Here is a 17,400-nt window from a genome sequence, read left to right as displayed (position 1 = left end):
CGAGGAGCGCCCCCATGACATCCACCGACGCGCACGACACCTACGACACCGACGTCCTCGTCGTCGGCAGCGGCCCCGCCGGCGGCTCGGCCGCCCTGTCGCTGGCCACCTACGGCATCCGCACCCTGCTGGTGACGAAGTACGGCTGGCTCGCCAACACCCCGCGGGCGCACATCACCAACCAGCGCACCATGGAGGTGCTGCGCGACCTGGGCGTCGAGTCCGAGGCGCTGGCGTTGGGCAGCCCGTCCCACCTCATGGGGGACACGGTGCTGTGCACCGCGCTCACCGGGGACGAGATCGGCCGCATCCGCAGCTGGGGCACAGGGCCCGCCTCGGCCACCGAGTACGCGTCGAAGAGCCCCTGCGAGATGATCGACCTGCCGCAGACCTACCTGGAGCCGATCCTGGTGAGCAACGCGGCGGCCCGCGGTGCCAAGGTCCGCTTCGACACCGAGTTCCTCGGCTTCACCCAGGACGCCGACGGTGTCACCGCCCTGCTACGCGACCGGGTCCGCGGCGACGAGTACACCGTGCGGGCCCGCTACCTGATCGGCGCGGACGGCGGGCGCAGCACGGTCGCCGAACAACTCGGCCTGCCCTTCGACGGGCGCATGGCCAAGGCCGGCAGCATGAACATCGTCTTCAAGGCCGACCTCACGCGGTACTGCGCCCACCGGCCCAGCGTTCTGTACTGGGTGTTGCGGCCCGGGGCGGAGACCGGCGGCATCGGCATGGGCCTGGTCCGTATGGTCCGCCCGTGGAACGAGTGGCTGCTGGTATGGGGTTACGACATCGAGCAGCCGCCGCCGGAGGTGGACGATGAAGCGGCACGGCAGATCGTGCGGGATCTCGTCGGCGACCCCGACCTGCCGGTCGAGATCACGTCGACCTCGCTGTGGACGGTCAACCACAGCTACGCCACGGTGTATTCGTCCGGGCGTGTGTTCTGCGCCGGAGACGCCGTGCACCGTCATCCGCCGTCCAACGGGCTCGGCTCCAACACCTCCGTCCAGGATGCCTACAACCTCGCCTGGAAGCTCGCCATGGTGATCCGCGGGGAGGCCGGACCGGCACTGCTCGACAGCTATACGGCCGAACGCGCCCCGGTCGGACGGCAGATAGTCGAGCGGGCCAACCTCAGCCGTGATCAGTTCGGCCCGATCTTCGAGGTGCTCGGCGTCGGAGGCGGAAGCGACGAGCAGGCCATCGCCGAGGGTCTCGAGGCGCTACGGGCGCAAACGCCGGAGGGTGCCAAGAAGCGGCGCCTGCTCGAAGAGGCGATCCAGCTCAAGAACTACGAGTTCAACGCGCACGGCGTGGAGATGAACCAGCGCTACACCTCCGCCGCCGTGATCGCCGACGACGGTCCGGACGAAGTCTGGGAGGAGGACCGGGAGTTGGTGCACCGGCCGACGACCCGGCCCGGCGCCAAGCTCCCGCACGCGTGGCTCGTCGACGCGCAAGGAGAGCGCATGTCCACGCTGGACGTCGTCGGCGGTGGCGTCCTCACCGTGCTGACCGGGCTGTCGGGCGATGTCTGGGACACGGCGGCCGCGGCGTGCCGGGCGGAACTCGGCCTGGCCCTGCGGGTGGTGCGCGTCGGCGACGACGACTGCCGTGATGCGTACGGTGAATGGAGCCGGGTGAGCGAGATCGCCGAGGACGGCGTACTGCTCGTGCGCCCGGACGGCCATGTCGCCTTCAGGCGCGCCTGCGCTCCCGACACGGCGGAGTCCGCGCAGGACGAGCTGCTCGGCGCGCTCCGCCGGATGCTGGCGCGATAGGAGGAGCGCGAGATGGACAAGGTGGTGGCCACGGCGGGGCAGGCCCTGGCGGACGTGACGGACGGCCGGTCCTTCGCCGTCGGGGGCTTCGGTCTCAGCGGCGTCCCGGAGGTTCTCATCGGCGCCCTGTACGACACGGGGGTGAGCGGCCTGACGGTCGTGTCGAACAACTGCGGCGTCGACGGCCGCGGCCTCGGCATCCTGCTGGCCGCGGGCCGTATCGTCCGGGTCACCGGCTCGTACATCGGCGACAACAAGGAGTTCGCGCGCCAGTACCTCGCGGGCGAGCTGGAGGTCGAACTGACCCCGCAGGGCACGCTCGCCGAACGGCTCAGGGCGGGCGGCTGCGGCATCCCGGCCTTCTACACCCCGGCCGGCGTCGGCACGCAGGTCGCGGACGGAGGGCTGCCGTGGCGCTACGCCCCGGACGGTTCGGTCGCCGTGGCCTCGCCGCCCAAGGAGGTGCGGACCTTCGACGGCGTCGACCACATCCTGGAGCACGCCATCACCACGGACTACGCGCTGGTCAGGGCCGCGCGCGGGGACCGGCACGGCAACCTTGTCTTCCGTCGTGCGGCGCGCAACTTCAATCCGCTGGCCGCGATGGCCGGGCGCATCACCGTGGCCGAGGTGGAGGAACTGGTCGAGCCGGGAGTGCTGGACCCCGACGAGATCCATCTGCCCGGGGTGTTCGTCCAGCGGGTCGTGGCGCTGACCCCGGAGCAGGCGGCCGACAAGGGAATCGAGAAGAGAACGGTGCGCGAGCGATGAGCTGGACCAGGGACGAGATGGCGGCTCGCGCCGCGCGCGAACTGCGGGACGGCGACTACGTCAACCTTGGCATCGGCCTGCCCACCCGCGTGGCCGACCACCTGCCGGCTGGCATCGACGTCGCACTGCACTCGGAGAACGGGCTGCTCGGCGTCGGACCGTATCCGTCGCCCGACGAGGTGGACGCCGACCTCATCAACGCGGGCAAGGAGACCGTGACCGTACGGCAGGGAGCGTCCTTCTTCGACTCCGCGCTCTCCTTCGGCATGATCCGCGGCGGCCACATCGACACCGCCGTCCTGGGCGCCCTCCAGGTCTCGGTCCGCGGCGACCTGGCCAACTGGGCGGTTCCTGGGAAGATGATCAAGGGCATGGGCGGTGCGATGGACCTCGTCCACGGCGCCCGCCGGGTCGTCGTCCTGATGGAACACACGGCGAAGGACGGCAGCCCCAAGATCGTCGAGGAGTGCACCCTGCCCGTGACGGGCCGGGCCTGTGTGGACCGGATCATCACCGACCTGTGCGTCCTCGACATCACGCCCACCGGACTCCGCCTCGTCGAGATCGCCCCCGGTGTGACGGCCGACCAGGTCGCCGCCCTGACACCTCTGACCTACCAAAGCAGTTCTGCAGGGAGTCACTGATGATCGAGAGACCGCGTGACGTGTACGTCGTCGACGCCGTGCGCACCCCCTTCGGCCGCTACGGCGGTGCCCTGGCGGGCGTACGCCCCGACGATCTCGTCGCCGGTGTGCTGCGCGCCCTCCTCGAGCGCAGTCCCGGCCTCGACCCGGCGCATATCGACGACGTTCTGCTCGGCAATGCCAACGGCGCGGGGGAGGAGAACCGTGACGTGGCCCGCATGGCCGTCCTGCTCGCCGGTCTCCCGGTCGGCGTGCCCGGCGCCACCGTGAACCGGCTCTGCGGCTCCGGCATGGAGGCCGTCATCCAGGCGGCCCGCGCGATCGCGCTCGGTGACGCGTCCATCGCGGTGGCCGGCGGCGTCGAGTCCATGAGCCGCGCGCCCTGGGTCCTGCCGAAGCCGGAGAGAGCCTTCCCGGCGAAGGACCAGCAGCTGTACTCGACCACGCTGGGCTGGCGGATGGTGAACCCGCGGATGCCCGAGGAGTGGACGATCCCGCTGGGCGAGAGCGCGGAACTGGTGGGCGCGAAGCACGGCATCACCCGTGAGGCACAGGACGCATTCGCGCTCGCCAGCCACCGCAACGCCGCGCGCGCCTGGCGCGACGGTCGCTACGACGGCGAGGTCGTCCCGGTCGAGGGCGTGGACCTGCCACGGGACGAGAACATCCGCGACAACACCTCCCTGGAGGCCCTTGCCAAGCTGAAGCCGGCGTTCGTCACGGAGGGCACCGTCACGGCAGGCAACGCGTCACCGCTCAACGACGGCGCCGCCGCGCTGCTGCTCGCCGACGAGGAGGGGCTCGCGGCGATCGGCCGCGAACCGCTGGCACGGGTGCGGGCGGCGGCGGTGACGGGCATCGAGCCGCAGTACTTCGGGCTCGGCCCGGTCGACGCGATCCGCAAGGTGCTCCGAAAGGCGGCGGTCGCCGCGGACGAGCTGCACACGATCGAGCTCAACGAGGCCTACGCCGCCCAGGCGCTGGCCTGCCTGGCCGCACTGCCGGAGCTCGACCCGGAGGTCGTCAACCCGCGCGGTGGCGCGATCGCCATCGGCCATCCGCTGGGCGCGTCGGGCGCCCGTATCACCGGCGCGGTCGCGCACCAGCTGGCCGCGGCGGGATCCGGGACGGGGCTGGCAGCCCTGTGCATCGGCGTGGGCCAGGCGCTGGCGCTGGTCCTGGAGCGCTGACGCGCCTGCCACACGCGCGGGGCAGGGGCTGACCCTTCGGGTGGCGCCCCGCGCGTGGCGGCGGATGACCCCTCACGCCTCAGCCGGCGCGGCGCACCGCGGCCGGGGTGGTCCCCATCCTGGCGCGCATCACCCGGGTCAGGTGCTCCTGGTGCGAGAACCCGCACTCGACCGCCACTTGCCCGATGGGAGCCGACCCGGTGCGCAGCAGTCGGCATGCCTGGTCAAGACGCAGCCCGAGCAGGTGCTGGTGCGGCGTCTGTCCGGTGCTCGCCCGGAACTGCCGGGTGAACTGGCTCGGGCTCAGTGAGGCGGCGGAGGCCAGCTCCGCGATCGGCAGTGGCTCGGCGAGCCGCTCCTCCATGAGCTCCCTGACCGCCGCGAGCTGCCGGTCGCTGAGTCCGGACGGGCCCGGAGGCGGCTCGGCGGGGGCGGTACCGTGCCGTCGTACGAGCTGCGCGGCCAGCATGCCCGTGAGGTGGTCGACGTAGGTGCGCGCCGACGGCTGCCAGTCGCGTGTCATCCCCGCCAAGGCCAGGACGAGCTGCTCGGCCAGCGGATCGGTGGTGCCGAGTTCCTCGGACAGCTCCACCGGCCGCCCGTCGTTGGCCTCGCGCAACGCCTCGTCGCTCAGATAGGCGTGCACCGTGTGGAGCCGGCCGCCGAGCTCCACGGAGAGCGTCCGGTCGGCCGGCTGCACGAACAGTCCACCGCGGGGGACCGTCCGCGACCGTGCCTTCGGCCCCTGGCCCCTGTGGACGGTGACCGGTCCGCTGAGATGCAGGATCAGCAGGTGGGTGGGGGCCGGTTCGAACCGAGCGCGGTAGGGCTGTTCCTCCTGGCAGGAGACGTACAGGTGATCCCAGCCGAGCCCTGCGCTGCTGCGCTGCGGCCGTACCCCGGGCTGCCGCAGGATGCCCAGCGTGTCTGCGAGTCCCAGCTCTGCCACGGTGCGACCTCCTTGCGGCACCTTCCCGAAGATTGAATATTAAACCGCTCGCTGCCTCGATGGACAGACATGGTGACCCGTGAGGCGCACCGGATCCCCGGGCTTCGGGGTGCCCGGGGTGAGAAGGGCACGTGTCGAGTACGTGCAGTGGGGGACTCGGGGTGCGCAGGCAAAGATCCGCGCCAGCCGTGGTGCGCCACGGCTGGCGCGGGTGGCGCCTGCGTGTAGTCGACCGGAGGAGCCGATGACCGTCGAAACCCCCTGTCCGCCCCTTCCCGCCCCCGCGTGGACCCCACCGGGTGTCTACGAGCCGCAGGAGGACACCTGGGTGCTGACCCGCGCGCTGCGCCGGGAAGAGATCAGCCCCGGGGCGGACGTCCTCGACCTGGGCACCGGCAGCGGCGCCCTGGCCCTGGAGGCCGCACGGCTCGGCGCGCGTGTCACCGCCATCGACATCTCCTGGCGGGCGGTGCTGGCGGCCCGGGTCAACGCGCTGCTCAGCGGACAGCGCATCAGCGTGCGCCGCGGCGACCTCACGGCCGCCGTGCCCGGACGCCGCTTCGACCTGGTGGTCAGCAACCCTCCGTACGTGCCCTCACCCGATGCCGGAAGCCCCCGGGGCCCCGCCCGCGCCTGGGACGCCGGCTGGGACGGGCGGCTGCTTCTGGACCGCATCTGTGACGCCGCGCCCGGGCACCTGCGCCCCCATGGAGTGCTCCTCATGGTGCATTCCGCGCTGTCCGGGGTGGACGAGACCCTGGACCGACTGACCTCGGCGGGGCTCAGCGCCCGGGTCACGGATCGCGTGCCCATTCCGTTCGGCCGGGTGCTGCGCTCCCGGCTGGCCTGGTTGCGGCAGCGCGGTCTGCCCGCCGACGACATGGTGGAAGAGCTGGTGGTCGTCCGTGCCGTACGAGAGTGAACGCGTGGTCCGCATCCGGGCGGATCGCGACGGCCCACTGCTGGTCGAAGGCCCCGTGGAGGTCACAGGGCCCGACGGCGACACCGTCGTCAGCCGGCGGTTCGTGGTGGCGATCTGCACCTGCCGGCGCAGCCGCACCTACCCGTGGTGCGACACCAGCCATCGCCGCCGCGGGAAACCGACGGACGACCGGGAAACCGGACCGCAGGAGACGCCGGGCGACCGGGAAACCGGGCGGAGAGAGATGCGGGACGAACCGGAAGCCGGGCGGAGGGAGATGCCAGAGGAGCGGCAAGCGGGGTGCGGAAGGACTCCCGACGATCAGGACCGGGAACGAAAGGAGACGCGCGCGTGACGACCGGCCGACGTGAACCACGCCAGTTCAGCCCGCCGCTGCCCCTGCCCAGGGGCCCGCTCTCGCACGGTGCGGTCAGCGCGCTGCGTGAGCGGGGCAGCCCGCTGTCGCTGGCGTCCCTGGCGGACAGCGACCCGTACGGCGAAGACCTGCAGCTGGCCTTGTACGTCCTGTACGAACTGCACTACCAGGGGTTCGACGGGGTCGACGACGACCATGAGTGGGACCCCGCCCTGCTCACCTTCCGCCGCGCCCTCGAGGACCGTTTCCTGGACGCTCTGCGTGCCGACGTCCCCGTCGACGCCGGCGCGCAGGAGGCCCTGGACGAACTCCAGGTCGAACCTGTCGGCGACGACGGCGGCAGCGTCACCCACTTCCTGCGGAGCGAGGGCGAACTGCGCCACCTCAGGGAGTACGCGGCGCTGCGGTCGCTGTACCACCTCAAGGAGGCCGACCCGCATGCCTGGGTGATCCCCCGGCTGCACGGCAGGGCCAAGGCGGCCATGGTGGCCGTCGAGTTCGACGAGTTCGGGGCGGGACGGGCCGACGAGATCCACGCGGGCCTCTTCGCCGACCTGATGGAGGACCTGGGGCTCAACACCGCCTACGGCTACTACGTGGAGGCCGCGCCCGCGGAGATGCTCGCCACGGTCAACCTCATGTCCCTCCTCGGCCTGCACCGCAGCCTGCGCGGCGCCCTGGCCGGTCATTTCGCGGCGGTCGAGGTCACCTCTTCCCCGGGCTCCCGCCGCCTGGCCGAAGCCATGCGCCGGGCGGGCGCGGGTGAGGCCGCCGCCCGCTTCTACGACGAGCACGTGGTGGCGGACGCCGTGCACGAACAGGTCGTACGCCATGACGTGATCGGCGGGCTGCTGGAGAGCGAACCCGATCTGGAGGCGGACGTCGTGTTCGGGATCCGGGCCACCGGCTTCCTCGAGGACCGGTTCGGCGCCCTCCTCCTCAAGACATGGCGCGGCGGGGACAGTGCCCTGCGCACGGGGGCACTGGCCGCCTGACGCGTGTGGAATCCCGTCGCGCGGACGGGGAACCCGCTCCGCGGCAAGGAACACACAAGGACAGGGGCACACAAGGACAGGGGCACATCGGGAAGGAGTCGTCATGACCGATCACCGAGATGACGAAGAGTTCTACAAGCGTGACCGCCCGGCCAACCCGACCCTGGAGGAGGACCGGCCCCGCGGTGGGAAGGCGAAGGCACCGGCGAAGAACCGCGGGTCCTGGAGCACGGTGGCGATCATCGTCGTGGTCGTCCTTCTGGTCGTCCTCGGCATCGCGCTCTTCCCCTGAGGACGGGCCGCGTGACGGCAGGGGCGGTCGTCGGCGGCCCGAGGGCCGCACAGGGCGTGGAACGGTCGGTCAGAGGCGGGAGAAGGAGGCGTTCCGTGGACCGGGACCGGTGTGAGGGGTCCGCCGACCACCCGGGGGAGGCACGGTGAAGGCGGAGAACCGGCCACCGGCCCCGTCCGCGGAATCCGAGGCCCGCAGTCCCGGGGAGCGGTTCGCCGACGCGGCGGACGGGCGGCTGCCCGTGCTGGACGGCGGCGGACGACTGCTGCGCAAGGCATTCCCCGAGCACTGGTCCTTCCTCCTCGGCGAGATCGCGCTCTACAGCCTGATCGTGCTGATCGTGACCGGCGTGTGGCTGACGCTCTTCTTCAAGCCGGCGATGCACGAGGTCGTCTACCACGGGCCGTACGTGCCGCTGCGCGGGACGCTGGTGTCGGAGGCGTTCGACTCGACCCTGCACATCAGCTTCGAAGTGCGCGGCGGTCTGCTCATGCGGCAGACGCACCACTGGGCCGCGTTGGTGTTCGTCTCCGCGATCGGGCTGCATCTGCTCAGGATCTTCTTCACCGGCGCCTTCCGCAGGCCGCGGGAGATGAACTGGATCATCGGTGTCACGCTGTTCCTGACCGCCCTGGCCGAGGGCTTCGCGGGCTACTCGCTCCCCGACGACCTGCTCTCCGGCACGGGACTGCGCATCGCCCAGGGCATCATGCTGTCCCTGCCGGTCGTGGGGACCTACGTCAGCATGTTCGTCTTCGGGTCCCAGTACCCCGGCGAGGACATCGTGTCCCGGCTGTACCCCGCGCACATCCTGCTGCTGCCCGGAGCACTGCTCGCCCTGGTCACCGTGCACCTGATCCTGGTCTTCCACCTGAAACACACCCAGTGGCGCGGCCCGCGCGCGACCAACCGGAACGTCATCGGCAAGCCGCTCTTCCCGCAGTTCGCCGCGTCCTCCATCGGCCTGTCCCTCATGGTCTTCGGCGTCATCGCGATGCTCGGCTCAGTCGCCCAGATCAACCCGGTGTGGACGTACGGCCCCTATCGGCCGGACCAGGCGTCGACCGGCTCGCAGCCCGACTGGTACGTCGGCTTCCTGGAGGGATCGCTGCGGCTCATGCCGCGCTGGGAGACCACCGTCGCCGGCCACACGATCATGTGGAACGTGCTGCTGCCGGGGGTCGTCCTGCCGCTGCTGCTGTTCGCCGTCCTGTACGCCTACCCGTTCGTCGAACAGCGGCTGACGGGGGAGCGGCACCGGGAACAGCACCTGTGCGACCGGCCGCGGGAACGCCCGGTGCGCACCGGGCTCGGCGTCGCCGGGATCACCTTCTACGGCGTCCTGCTCCTGGCCGGCGGCAACGACATCGTGGCCGAGACCTTCCAGATCTCGCTGAACTCGCTGACCCGGACCCTGCGCATCGCCCTCGTGGCGGCCCCCGTGGTCGCCTTCCTGCTCACCCGCCGGCTGTGCCACGCCCTGCTGGAGGCGGAGCAGAAGCGCCTGGCCGAGGGGGAGGAGACCGGGGAGGTGCGGCAGACCGTGGAGGGCGGCTACGAGAGCGGCCACGAGCCGGTGACCGACTTCCGGCCGGGAGCGCCGAGGAAGCCGCTCAGCTCCCTCGAGCCGCGTACTGGAACACCATCCCGAGAACACCCCGAGCCAGCACCCCGAGCCCGATGAGGAACAGCCACAGCCCGAAGACCACCCCGGTCGCGGCGAGGGCGAAGCCGAGCGCCGTGACCAGGGGCCATGGGCTGTGGGCCGGGAAGAACTCCAGCGGACCGGCCGCGTCCATCACCTCGGCGTCCTTGCGGTCCTGCGGGCGACGCCCCTTGCGCCGGTACTGCACGGCGCAGAAGAAGGCGACCAGGGCCGCCATCCCGAAGGCGACGACCAGGCACGCCGTACCCGCCGGATCCCTCGACCAGGCACCGTAGAGGACGGCGGAGCCCGCGAAGAACACGGCGACGCCGCCGAAGAGCACGGCCTCGGTTTTCATCGCGCTCCCTCCTCGAGGGACTGCCGCAAGGCCTGGGGATGGTGCAGCTCGAAGGCGGGCGAGTCGGACCGCACCCGGGGCAGGGCCACGAAGTTGTGGCGCGGCGGCGGGCAGGACGTCGCCCACTCCAGCGAGCGGCCGTAACCCCAGGGGTCGTCTTCGGTGACCCGTTCGCCGTACCGCGCGGTGTGCCAGACGTTGTACAGGAAGGGCAGCGTGGAGACGCCCAGCAGGAAGGCGCCCGCGGACGAGAGGGTGTTCAGCAGGGTGAAGCCGTCAGCCTGCAGGTAGTCGGCGTAGCGGCGGGGCATGCCCTCCGCGCCCAGCCAGTGCTGTACCAGGAAGGTGAGCTGGAAGGCCGGGAACAGCAGCCAGAAGTGCAGTTTGCCGAGCCGCTCGTCCAGCATCTTCCCGGTGAACTTCGGCCACCAGAAGTAGAAGCCCGCGAACATCGCGAACACCACGGTGCCGAAGAGGACGTAGTGCAGATGCGCCACGACGAAGTACGAGTCGGTGACGTGGAAGTCGATCGGCGGGGAAGCGAGGAGCACGCCGCTCAAGCCGCCCAGCAGGAACGTCACCAGGAAGCCGAGCGACCACAGCATCGGTGTCTCGAACGACAGCGACCCGCGGTGCATCGTGCCGATCCACGCGAAGAACTTGATCCCCGTAGGTACCGCGATCAGGAACGACATCAGGGAGAAGAACGGCAGCAGCACGGCACCCGTGGTGAACATGTGGTGCGCCCACACCACCGCGGAGAGCATGGTGATCGCGGTCGTCGCGCCGATCATCGGCAGATAGCCGAACAGCGGCTTGCGCGAGAACACCGGGAGGATCTCCGAGATCACCCCGAAGAACGGCAGCGCGACGATGTACACCTCCGGGTGCCCGAAGAACCAGAAGAGGTGCTGCCACAGGATGGCGCCGCCGTTCGTCGCGTCGAAGACGTGTGCCCCGAACTTCCGGTCGGCCTCCAGCGCCAGGAGCGCGGCCGTGAGCACGGGGAACGCGGGCAGCACCAGGATCGAGGTGAACAGGACGTTCCAGGTGAAGATCGGCATCCGGAACATCGTCATGCCCGGGGCCCGCAGGCACATGATCGTGGCGATGAAGTTGACCGCGCCCAGTGTCGTCGACACACCCGTCACCACCAGGCCCATCGTCCACAGATCGCCGCCGGCGCCGGGCGTGCGGTAGGCGCTGTTCAGCGGGGCGTACGCGAACCAGCCGAACGAGGCGGCCCCGGAGGGCGTCAGAAACCCGGACACCACCATCAGGCCGCCGAACAGGTACATCCAGTACGACAGGGCGTTCAGGCGCGGGAACGCCACGTCCGGGGCGCCGATCTGCAGCGGCATCACCGCGTTGGCGAATCCGGCGAACATCGGGGTCGCGAACAGCAGCATCATCACCGTGCCGTGCACCGTGAAGAGCTGGTTGTAGAAGTCCTCGGACATGAACTGAAGCCCCGGACGGGCCAGCTCGGCCCGCATCGCCATCGCCAGCAGACCGGCGAAGAGGAAGAAGCAGAACGCCGTGACCATGTACAGACGACCGATCACCTTGTGGTCGGTCGTCGTCATCCAGTTCAGCACCGCGCGACCGAGAGGGGAGGGGGCGGTGGCCTTCCGCCGGAGGTCCGCGGTGTATTCCGACAGTTCTGTCATCGTCCTCCTCCACGCGCCGTCGCCCGCGGTGTCACACCCGGCGCACGGGCCGGACGGCACGCGGGCGCATCGCGGGTGCCCCGGCTCGGCCGGTGAAAACCGGTCGGGAGGAGTAAGAGGTCACCGTGCGGCCCCTCGCTGGAGGCCCGTCCGCCGACCGCTTCCGCCGCCGTCGCGGGCGCCCGCGAGCGGAGGGTTCATTTCCGGCAGCGGGGTACCCGGAAAAGATGCTGACGATCTCTGTTCAACTAGCCGCTTCCGATGCCGCCTGGGGCGTGCTCGGCGCCTTCGTCGGCGGTCTCCTCATCGCGGGAGCCCTGGTGTGGGCCGTCCGGCTCGGCATCAGGGTGCGACGCCGGGAGTCGGCGCCGCCGCGTCCCTCCGAGCAGCCGACCCGGCCGACCTCCGGGCCCGTGATGGAGTCCCGGGAGATCAGGGAGCCGAACGAGGTTCCGCGTGCGCAGGACGAGAGCGGGCGTCTCACCCCGCACGAGGTCCACGCCTCCGGCACCCGGCGAAGCGGGCAGCAGAAGCGCCCGCGCTGGAACTCCGGCTCCAGTGGCTCCTTCGGCAGCGGGGGCTCCGGCGCCACCTGACCGGAGGTGGCCCGTCCCGGCGGACCGCCGCAGCGCGGGAGACCGCGCCGCAGCCGTGCAGGACCGCGCCCATCGGGTACTCGGCGCCTGAGCGGCGGGGACCGGAACCGCCGCCCCGGGGAGGACCTGGGGAGACCTGGGAGACCTGTGGAGAAGGGACAAGTCATGGCCCAGCACGTACGCGACATCATGACCGCCGAGCCCGTCAAGGTCGAACCGCAGACCTCGCTGGCGACGGTGGCGCAGATCATGCGCGATCGGGACATCGGAGCCGTCCTCGTCACCGAGGAGGACCATCTGCGCGGACTGGTCACCGACCGCGACCTCGTGGTGCGCGCGCTCGCGGAGGGAGCCGACCCGCAGGAGACGACGGTGGCTCGCGCGTGCAGTGAGGAGCTGGTCACCCTGACCCCCGACGAGGACCTGGACCGCGCGGTTCAGGTGATGCGCGAGCACCACATCCGTCGTGTCCCCGTCGTCGAGGGCGGAGAGCCGGTGGGGATCATCTCCCTCGGTGACCTGGCCGTGGAGCGCCAGCCGGAGTCGGCGCTCGGCGACATCAGCGCGGCGGAGCCCAACGTCTAGGACACCGGGAGGATCCGGGGCCGGGCATCAGCCCGGCCCCGCTGCCGCGCGTACGGCCGGCCGGTGCTCGGCGGCGTCAGGGACGCGGACGGCCGGCCTCATTCGGCGCGCTCGGCGTCCCGCTTCTTGATGCGCGCGGCCTCCTTGCGGACCTCGGCCTGGGTGGCGCGCTCCTTCTCCAGCCACTCGGGACGGTCCTTCTTCAGCGCCTCGATCTGCTCCGTGGTGAGCGCCTCGGTGATTCCGCCGCGCGCGAGGCCGGCGATGGAGACGCCCAGCTTCGCCGCGACCACGGGGCGCGGGTGCGGGCCGTTGCGTCGCAGCTCCCGCAGCCACTCGGGCGGGTTGGCCTGGAGCTCGTTCAGCTCGGCCCGGGAGACGGCACCCTCCTGGAACTCGGCAGGGGTGGCGGGGAGGTACACACCCAGCTTCTTCGCCGCGGTGGCGGGCTTCATCGTCTGGGTGGTCTGCTGCGACTTCATGCTGTCCAGACTATCGGCCGGATTCGGGCCCTTTGACCACGCCCGGTAACCTGGCGGGGTGACAGGCACGGATGCACCCCCCTCGTTCCGGCTCGTGTACGTCCCCGGGGCGACGCCCGCCAAATGGGCGCGGATCTGGAACGAGCGCCTGCCCGATGTGCCCCTCACCCTGCTTCAGGTGCCGGCGGCCGAAGCGCCCGAGGCGCTGCGCGGCGGCGAGGCGGACGCGGGGCTCGTACGGCTGCCGGTGGATCGCACGGTGTTCAGCGCGATCCCCCTCTACACCGAGACCACGGTGGTCGTCGTCCCCAAGGACCACGTGGTGGCGGCCGTCGACGAGGTGTCCTGCGACGACCTCGCCGACGAGGTCGTCCTCCACCCCCTCGACGACGTCCTGGGCTGGGAGCGACCGCCGGGAGAGCCCGCCTTCGAGCGCCCCGCCACCACCGAGGACGCCATCGAACTCGTGGCGGCGGGCGTGGGTCTGCTCGTCGTGCCCCAGTCGCTCGCGCGGCTGTACCACCGCCGCGACCTCACCTACCGCCCGGTCGTGGACGCGCCCCAGTCGAGCGTCGCCCTGTCCTGGCCCGAGGACGCGACCACCGACCTGGTGGAGGACTTCATCGGGATCGTGCGCGGGCGGACGGTCAACAGCACCCGGGGCCGCACCCCCGCCCAGCCCTCCGCCGAACCGAAGCGTCAGCGCACCGACGCGGCAGGGACCCGGCGCAAGCCCGCCCCGGGGAAGTCGACCGGCCGCAGTCCCCGCAGCGGTTCCGGCGGCGGCCCCAAGGCCGCACGGCGCGGCAAACCCCGTCGGCGCTCGTGACCGCGGCCGGCACTGTGCGGGAAACGACAGGACCCGGCGCGGAAGGATCGTGACCAGGGCCTCCGGCCGACGGCTCGGAGCGTCGCCGCAGGAGCCCTCCGGACCCGCCGCCACCCCCGCTCACCACGTGTCGACGAACCCCCGCCCGCGTGCGTCGCGGGGCCCCTCCCAGCCGTCCAGGGCCGCCACCACCCAGCGCCGCGAGTCCGCCGGATCGATCACCGCGTCGATGTCCAGGGCCGCCGCCGCATTGACCGCCTTGCCCTGCTCGTACAGCTCGGCGACGCGTTCCTGGAACGCGCGGGCCCGCTCCTCGGGGTCCGGGATAGCCGCCAGCTCCCTGCGGTAGCCGAGACGGACAGCGCCCTCCAGCCCCATGCCGCCGAACTCGCCCGTGGGCCAGGCGGCGCAGGCGAGCGGCGCGCGGGTGGAGCCGCCCATCATTGCCATCGCGCCCAGCCCGTACGCCTTCCTGAGCACCAGGGTCACCAGCGGCACCCGCAGGTTCGCCCCCGTCACGAACATGCGCGCGAAGTGCCGTACCGTCGCCGTCCGTTCTGCGTCCGGTCCCACCATGAAACCGGGCGTGTCGCACAGTGAGAGGACCGGCAGGCCGAAGGCGTCGCACAGCTGGAGGAAGCGCGCCGTCTTGTCCGCGGCGTCCCGGTCGAGGGCTCCGCCCAGGTGCCCCGGATTGTTCGTGATCAGACCCATCGGGCGGCCCTCGATCCGCACCAGAGAGGTCACCACGCCCACGCCGAAGGCCCGTCGCAGCTCCAGCACCGACCCCGTGTCGGCGAGCGCCTCGATCACCGTGCGCACCTCGTAGGCCCGCCTGCGGTTCCCCGGAACGGTGTGCCGCAGCAGCCGCTGGTCCGGTGCCTCCCAGGCGGTCCGCGTCCCTTGGAAGTACGACAGGTAGCGGCGCGCCACCTCGACCGCCTCCGCCTCGTCGGCTGCCGCCACGTCCACCACCCCGTTCGGTACCTGGACCGACAGCGGCCCCACATCCTCGGGCCGGAACACGCCGAGCCCGCCGCCCTCGATCATCGCCGGACCGCCCATGCCGATCGTGGCCTCCGGCGTGGCGATCACCACGTCGCAGCAGCCGAGGAGAGCCGCGTTGCCGGCGAAACAGCGCCCCGAGGCGATGCCGACCAGGGGGACGGAACCGCTGAGACGGCCCATCTGGTGGAACGTGGTCAGCTCCAGGCCCGAGACGGAGATGCCGTCCGTGTCACCGGGGCGGCCCCCACCCCCTTCCGCGAACAGCACCACCGGCAGCCGCCGCTCCTCGGCGATCTGCAGCATCCGGTCGGTCTTGCGGTGGTTCTGCAGGCCCTGCGTGCCCGCGAGGACCGTGTAGTCGTACGACATGACGACGCACGGCTCGCCGTTCACGCGCCCGATGCCGGTGACCATGCCGTCCGCCGGAGTCGCCCGGATCAGGTCCTCCAGCGAGCGCCGGCGCCGCTGCGCCGCGATCGCCAGCGCACCGAACTCGGTGAACGACCCCTCCTCGCACAGGTCTTCGATGTTCTCGCGCGCCGTACGCCGGCCGGTGGCATGCCGCTTGGCGACGGCCTCCGGGCGATGCTCGTCCAGGCCGAAGGCGTGCCGCCGCATCACCTCCGCGAGATCCGGCCGCACGGCGTCCAGGTCCACCGCCGGGGCTCCGCCGTGCTGGTGCGGATCGTCGTCGGTGACGTCGAGCTCCACCAGGGCCCGTCCCTCCGCCACCGTGTCCCCCACGCGCGCGTGCACCGCGCGGACGGCCCCGGAGCCCGGTGCTCGGACGACGTGCTCCATCTTCATCGCCTCCAGCACCAGCAGCTGCTGCCCGGAGCGCACGGCGTCACCCGGCGCGACCGCGACCGAGAGCACATTTCCGCTCAGCGGTGCCCCTACGGTGCCGTCCGCCCACCCGGCCACCACGCCCGATTCCTCGGGCAGCAGTTCCGGCAGGTGCTGCTCGACGAATCCCGTGTGCGCCCAGAACCCGGGCTGAGCGAGCACCGCCCGCAGCAGCGGGACAGATGTGCGAACCCCCTCGATCGCGAACTCACCCAGCGCGCGGCGGGCCCGGGCGCAGGCGGCCTGCCAGCCGCCGTGCGGGACGTGTGCCACCACCTTGGCGAGCAGTGCGTCGTAGCGCACGCCGACCTCGGCGCCCGCGCGGACCGCCGTGTCGACCCTGATCCCCGGGCCCGTCGGCACGTCGAAGCGCGTCAAGCGCCCGGACGACGGGCGCACCGTGCCGTCCGCCTCCGTCACCTCGGCGTTGACCCGTGCCTGCACGGCGAAACCGCGCGGCGGATCGGGCGGTCCCGCCAGCCCCAGCGACGCCAGCGACTCGCCCGCAGCCAGGCGCAGTTGTACGGCCACCAGATCGACGCCCGTCACCTCCTCGGTGACCGTGTGCTCCACCTGGAGCCGTGGATTGGCCTCGATGAAGTGGAACTCCTCGCCCCGCACCAGGAATTCGAACGTGCCGAGCCCGGTGTAGTGCGCGGCGCCCGCCAGCCGCAGGGCGGCCGACACGACTGCGGTCCGTACCTGGTCCGGGAGTTCGGGCGCGGGCGCGATCTCGACGAGCTTCTGGTGCCGGCGCTGAGCGCTGCAGTCCCGCTCCCACAGATGCGTGAGGGCGCCGTGCGTGTCGCCGAGGATCTGCACCTCGATGTGCCGGGCGCCCTCCAGCAGCCGCTCGGCGTACACCGTGTCGCGCCCGAAGCCCTGCCGGGCCTCGGAGCGGCAGCGCTCCCATGCCCCGGCCAGCTCATCGGCCGTCCGCACCACCCGCATACCGCGCCCGCCGCCCCCGCCGACCGCCTTGATCATCAGCGGACCGTCGCGGAGGAACTCCCGGGCCTCCTGCAGGGTCGTTCCCCCTCCGGGCAGGACGGGCACCCCCAGCTCCGAAGCGAAGGCACGCGCGCGTGCCTTGTCGCCGAAGAGGGCGAGGGCGTCGGGGGAGGGGCCGACGAACGTGACCCGCCCCGCGGCGCAGCGGCGGGCGAACTCCGCGTCCTCGCTGAGGAAGCCGTATCCCGGGTGCAGGAACGCGCAGCCGGTCGAACGTGCGGAGGTCAGCAGAGCCTCCGCGTCCCGGTAGTCCGGGACCGGGACGCTCTCGTCGGCGTGCCGGATGTGCGCGTCGTCGCCGTCCGCGTACACCGCGACCGTCCGCAGGCCCAGTTCGGCGGCGGTGCGCAGCACCCGGACGGCGATCTCCCCGCGGTTGGCGACGAGTACGGCCTCGGAACCCATGAACCCCTCCCCGGTCGCAAGAAGGCTACGAGGAGGCCG

17 protein-coding genes are annotated in these 17,400 nt (G+C 71.7%); 12 read left to right on the top strand and 5 right to left on the bottom strand.

The genetic code is table 11. The annotated features are described in order from the left end of the window. Positions 1-14: 14 nt before the first annotated feature. The 4 genes from ACIRC0_RS02290 to ACIRC0_RS02275 are packed head-to-tail and all read left to right on the top strand — an operon-like array spanning position 15 to position 4,392. Positions 15-1,787 carry an FAD-dependent oxidoreductase gene (locus ACIRC0_RS02290; RefSeq protein WP_403610085.1) on the top strand — a complete coding sequence of 591 codons (1,773 nt, stop codon included), beginning with the start codon at positions 15-17 and terminating at the stop codon, positions 1,785-1,787. Between the two features lie 12 nt (positions 1,788-1,799). After that, a complete protein-coding gene (locus ACIRC0_RS02285; RefSeq protein ID WP_403610083.1) occupies positions 1,800-2,558 on the top strand; it encodes a CoA transferase subunit A in 759 nt (252 codons plus the stop codon). Beyond that, a complete protein-coding gene (locus tag ACIRC0_RS02280) occupies positions 2,555-3,202 on the top strand; it encodes a CoA transferase subunit B (RefSeq protein ID WP_403610081.1) in 648 nt (215 codons plus the stop codon). Before ACIRC0_RS02285 ends, ACIRC0_RS02280 begins: the two co-directional genes overlap by 4 nt. Then, positions 3,202-4,392: a thiolase family protein gene (locus tag ACIRC0_RS02275; protein WP_403610079.1), complete on the top strand. Its 1,191-nt coding sequence runs from the start codon at positions 3,202-3,204 to the stop codon at positions 4,390-4,392. Before ACIRC0_RS02280 ends, ACIRC0_RS02275 begins: the two co-directional genes overlap by 1 nt. A 79-nt stretch (positions 4,393-4,471) precedes the next feature. On the opposite strand, the gene ACIRC0_RS02270 is transcribed toward ACIRC0_RS02275, so the two are convergent. Then, on the bottom strand, positions 4,472-5,341 hold the full coding sequence (locus ACIRC0_RS02270) for a helix-turn-helix domain-containing protein (protein WP_403610077.1): 870 nt from the start codon (positions 5,339-5,341) through the stop codon (positions 4,472-4,474). Between the two features lie 244 nt (positions 5,342-5,585). Between ACIRC0_RS02270 and ACIRC0_RS02265 the strand changes: the two genes are divergently transcribed. The 5 genes from ACIRC0_RS02265 (at position 5,586) to ACIRC0_RS02245 (ending at position 9,610) form a co-directional block, all read left to right on the top strand. Further along, positions 5,586-6,263: a HemK2/MTQ2 family protein methyltransferase gene (locus tag ACIRC0_RS02265; protein WP_403610075.1), complete on the top strand. Its 678-nt coding sequence runs from the start codon at positions 5,586-5,588 to the stop codon at positions 6,261-6,263. A 4-nt stretch (positions 6,264-6,267) separates the two neighbouring features. Continuing rightward, the gene (locus ACIRC0_RS02260; protein WP_403610072.1) at positions 6,268-6,618 is read left to right on the top strand and encodes a CDGSH iron-sulfur domain-containing protein; all 351 of its coding nucleotides are present in this window, start codon (positions 6,268-6,270) and stop codon (positions 6,616-6,618) included. Next, the gene (locus ACIRC0_RS02255) at positions 6,615-7,634 is read left to right on the top strand and encodes an iron-containing redox enzyme family protein (RefSeq protein ID WP_403610070.1); all 1,020 of its coding nucleotides are present in this window, start codon (positions 6,615-6,617) and stop codon (positions 7,632-7,634) included. Before ACIRC0_RS02260 ends, ACIRC0_RS02255 begins: the two co-directional genes overlap by 4 nt. 103 nt (positions 7,635-7,737) lie before the next feature. After that, complete coding sequence (locus tag ACIRC0_RS02250; RefSeq protein ID WP_403610067.1) at positions 7,738-7,926, top strand: hypothetical protein; 189 nt, start codon at positions 7,738-7,740, stop codon at positions 7,924-7,926. A gap of 145 nt (positions 7,927-8,071) precedes the next feature. After that, on the top strand, positions 8,072-9,610 hold the full coding sequence (locus ACIRC0_RS02245; RefSeq protein WP_403610064.1) for a cytochrome bc complex cytochrome b subunit: 1,539 nt from the start codon (positions 8,072-8,074) through the stop codon (positions 9,608-9,610). On the opposite strand, the gene ACIRC0_RS02240 is transcribed toward ACIRC0_RS02245, so the two are convergent. Next, a complete protein-coding gene (locus ACIRC0_RS02240) occupies positions 9,540-9,929 on the bottom strand; it encodes a cytochrome c oxidase subunit 4 (protein WP_403610061.1) in 390 nt (129 codons plus the stop codon). The genes ACIRC0_RS02245 and ACIRC0_RS02240 overlap by 71 nt on opposite strands. Beyond that, the gene (gene ctaD / locus ACIRC0_RS02235) at positions 9,926-11,515 is read right to left on the bottom strand and encodes a cytochrome c oxidase subunit I (RefSeq protein ID WP_403612646.1); all 1,590 of its coding nucleotides are present in this window, start codon (positions 11,513-11,515) and stop codon (positions 9,926-9,928) included. Before ctaD ends, ACIRC0_RS02240 begins: the two co-directional genes overlap by 4 nt. Positions 11,516-11,826: 311 nt before the next feature. On the opposite strand from ctaD, the gene ACIRC0_RS02230 reads away from it, so the two are divergent. Together ACIRC0_RS02230 and ACIRC0_RS02225 are read left to right on the top strand one after the other, a co-directional pair. Further along, positions 11,827-12,195, top strand: coding sequence for a DUF6479 family protein (locus tag ACIRC0_RS02230; RefSeq protein ID WP_403610058.1), 369 nt, complete (start codon positions 11,827-11,829; stop codon positions 12,193-12,195). A 165-nt stretch (positions 12,196-12,360) separates the two neighbouring features. Then, positions 12,361-12,780 carry a CBS domain-containing protein gene (locus ACIRC0_RS02225; protein ID WP_263233576.1) on the top strand — a complete coding sequence of 140 codons (420 nt, stop codon included), beginning with the start codon at positions 12,361-12,363 and terminating at the stop codon, positions 12,778-12,780. Between the two features lie 98 nt (positions 12,781-12,878). On the opposite strand, the gene ACIRC0_RS02220 is transcribed toward ACIRC0_RS02225, so the two are convergent. Continuing rightward, complete coding sequence (locus ACIRC0_RS02220) at positions 12,879-13,262, bottom strand: DUF5997 family protein (RefSeq protein ID WP_403610055.1); 384 nt, start codon at positions 13,260-13,262, stop codon at positions 12,879-12,881. A 58-nt stretch (positions 13,263-13,320) separates the two neighbouring features. Here ACIRC0_RS02220 and ACIRC0_RS02215 point away from each other — a divergent pair, with 58 nt between their 5' ends. Next, positions 13,321-14,091: a LysR substrate-binding domain-containing protein gene (locus ACIRC0_RS02215; protein WP_403610053.1), complete on the top strand. Its 771-nt coding sequence runs from the start codon at positions 13,321-13,323 to the stop codon at positions 14,089-14,091. Positions 14,092-14,211: 120 nt separating this feature from the next. On the opposite strand, the gene ACIRC0_RS02210 is transcribed toward ACIRC0_RS02215, so the two are convergent. Next, positions 14,212-17,361 carry a carboxyl transferase domain-containing protein gene (locus ACIRC0_RS02210; protein ID WP_403612644.1) on the bottom strand — a complete coding sequence of 1,050 codons (3,150 nt, stop codon included), beginning with the start codon at positions 17,359-17,361 and terminating at the stop codon, positions 14,212-14,214. Positions 17,362-17,400: the final 39 nt, after the last annotated feature.

This window comes from Streptomyces sp. NPDC093984, assembly GCF_044764595.1.
In the GTDB taxonomy this organism is placed as follows: domain Bacteria; phylum Actinomycetota; class Actinomycetes; order Streptomycetales; family Streptomycetaceae; genus Streptomyces; species Streptomyces cynarae.
Note: the sequence above shows the minus strand (reverse complement) of the source record. Positions and strands in the feature narration are given on the sequence as shown.

Coding starts and splice junctions, on each gene's coding strand:
- ACIRC0_RS02290 (WP_403610085.1), top strand. CDS start 15: ATGACATCCACCGACGCGCACGACACCTACGACACCGACGTCCTCGTC.
- ACIRC0_RS02285 (WP_403610083.1), top strand. CDS start 1,800: ATGGACAAGGTGGTGGCCACGGCGGGGCAGGCCCTGGCGGACGTGACG.
- ACIRC0_RS02280 (WP_403610081.1), top strand. CDS start 2,555: ATGAGCTGGACCAGGGACGAGATGGCGGCTCGCGCCGCGCGCGAACTG.
- ACIRC0_RS02275 (WP_403610079.1), top strand. CDS start 3,202: ATGATCGAGAGACCGCGTGACGTGTACGTCGTCGACGCCGTGCGCACC.
- ACIRC0_RS02265 (WP_403610075.1), top strand. CDS start 5,586: ATGACCGTCGAAACCCCCTGTCCGCCCCTTCCCGCCCCCGCGTGGACC.
- ACIRC0_RS02250 (WP_403610067.1), top strand. CDS start 7,738: ATGACCGATCACCGAGATGACGAAGAGTTCTACAAGCGTGACCGCCCG.
- ACIRC0_RS02240 (WP_403610061.1), bottom strand. CDS start 9,929: ATGAAAACCGAGGCCGTGCTCTTCGGCGGCGTCGCCGTGTTCTTCGCG.
- ctaD (WP_403612646.1), bottom strand. CDS start 11,515: ATGACGACGACCGACCACAAGGTGATCGGTCGTCTGTACATGGTCACG.
- ACIRC0_RS02230 (WP_403610058.1), top strand. CDS start 11,827: ATGCTGACGATCTCTGTTCAACTAGCCGCTTCCGATGCCGCCTGGGGC.
- ACIRC0_RS02225 (WP_263233576.1), top strand. CDS start 12,361: ATGGCCCAGCACGTACGCGACATCATGACCGCCGAGCCCGTCAAGGTC.
- ACIRC0_RS02220 (WP_403610055.1), bottom strand. CDS start 13,262: ATGAAGTCGCAGCAGACCACCCAGACGATGAAGCCCGCCACCGCGGCG.
- ACIRC0_RS02210 (WP_403612644.1), bottom strand. CDS start 17,361: ATGGGTTCCGAGGCCGTACTCGTCGCCAACCGCGGGGAGATCGCCGTC.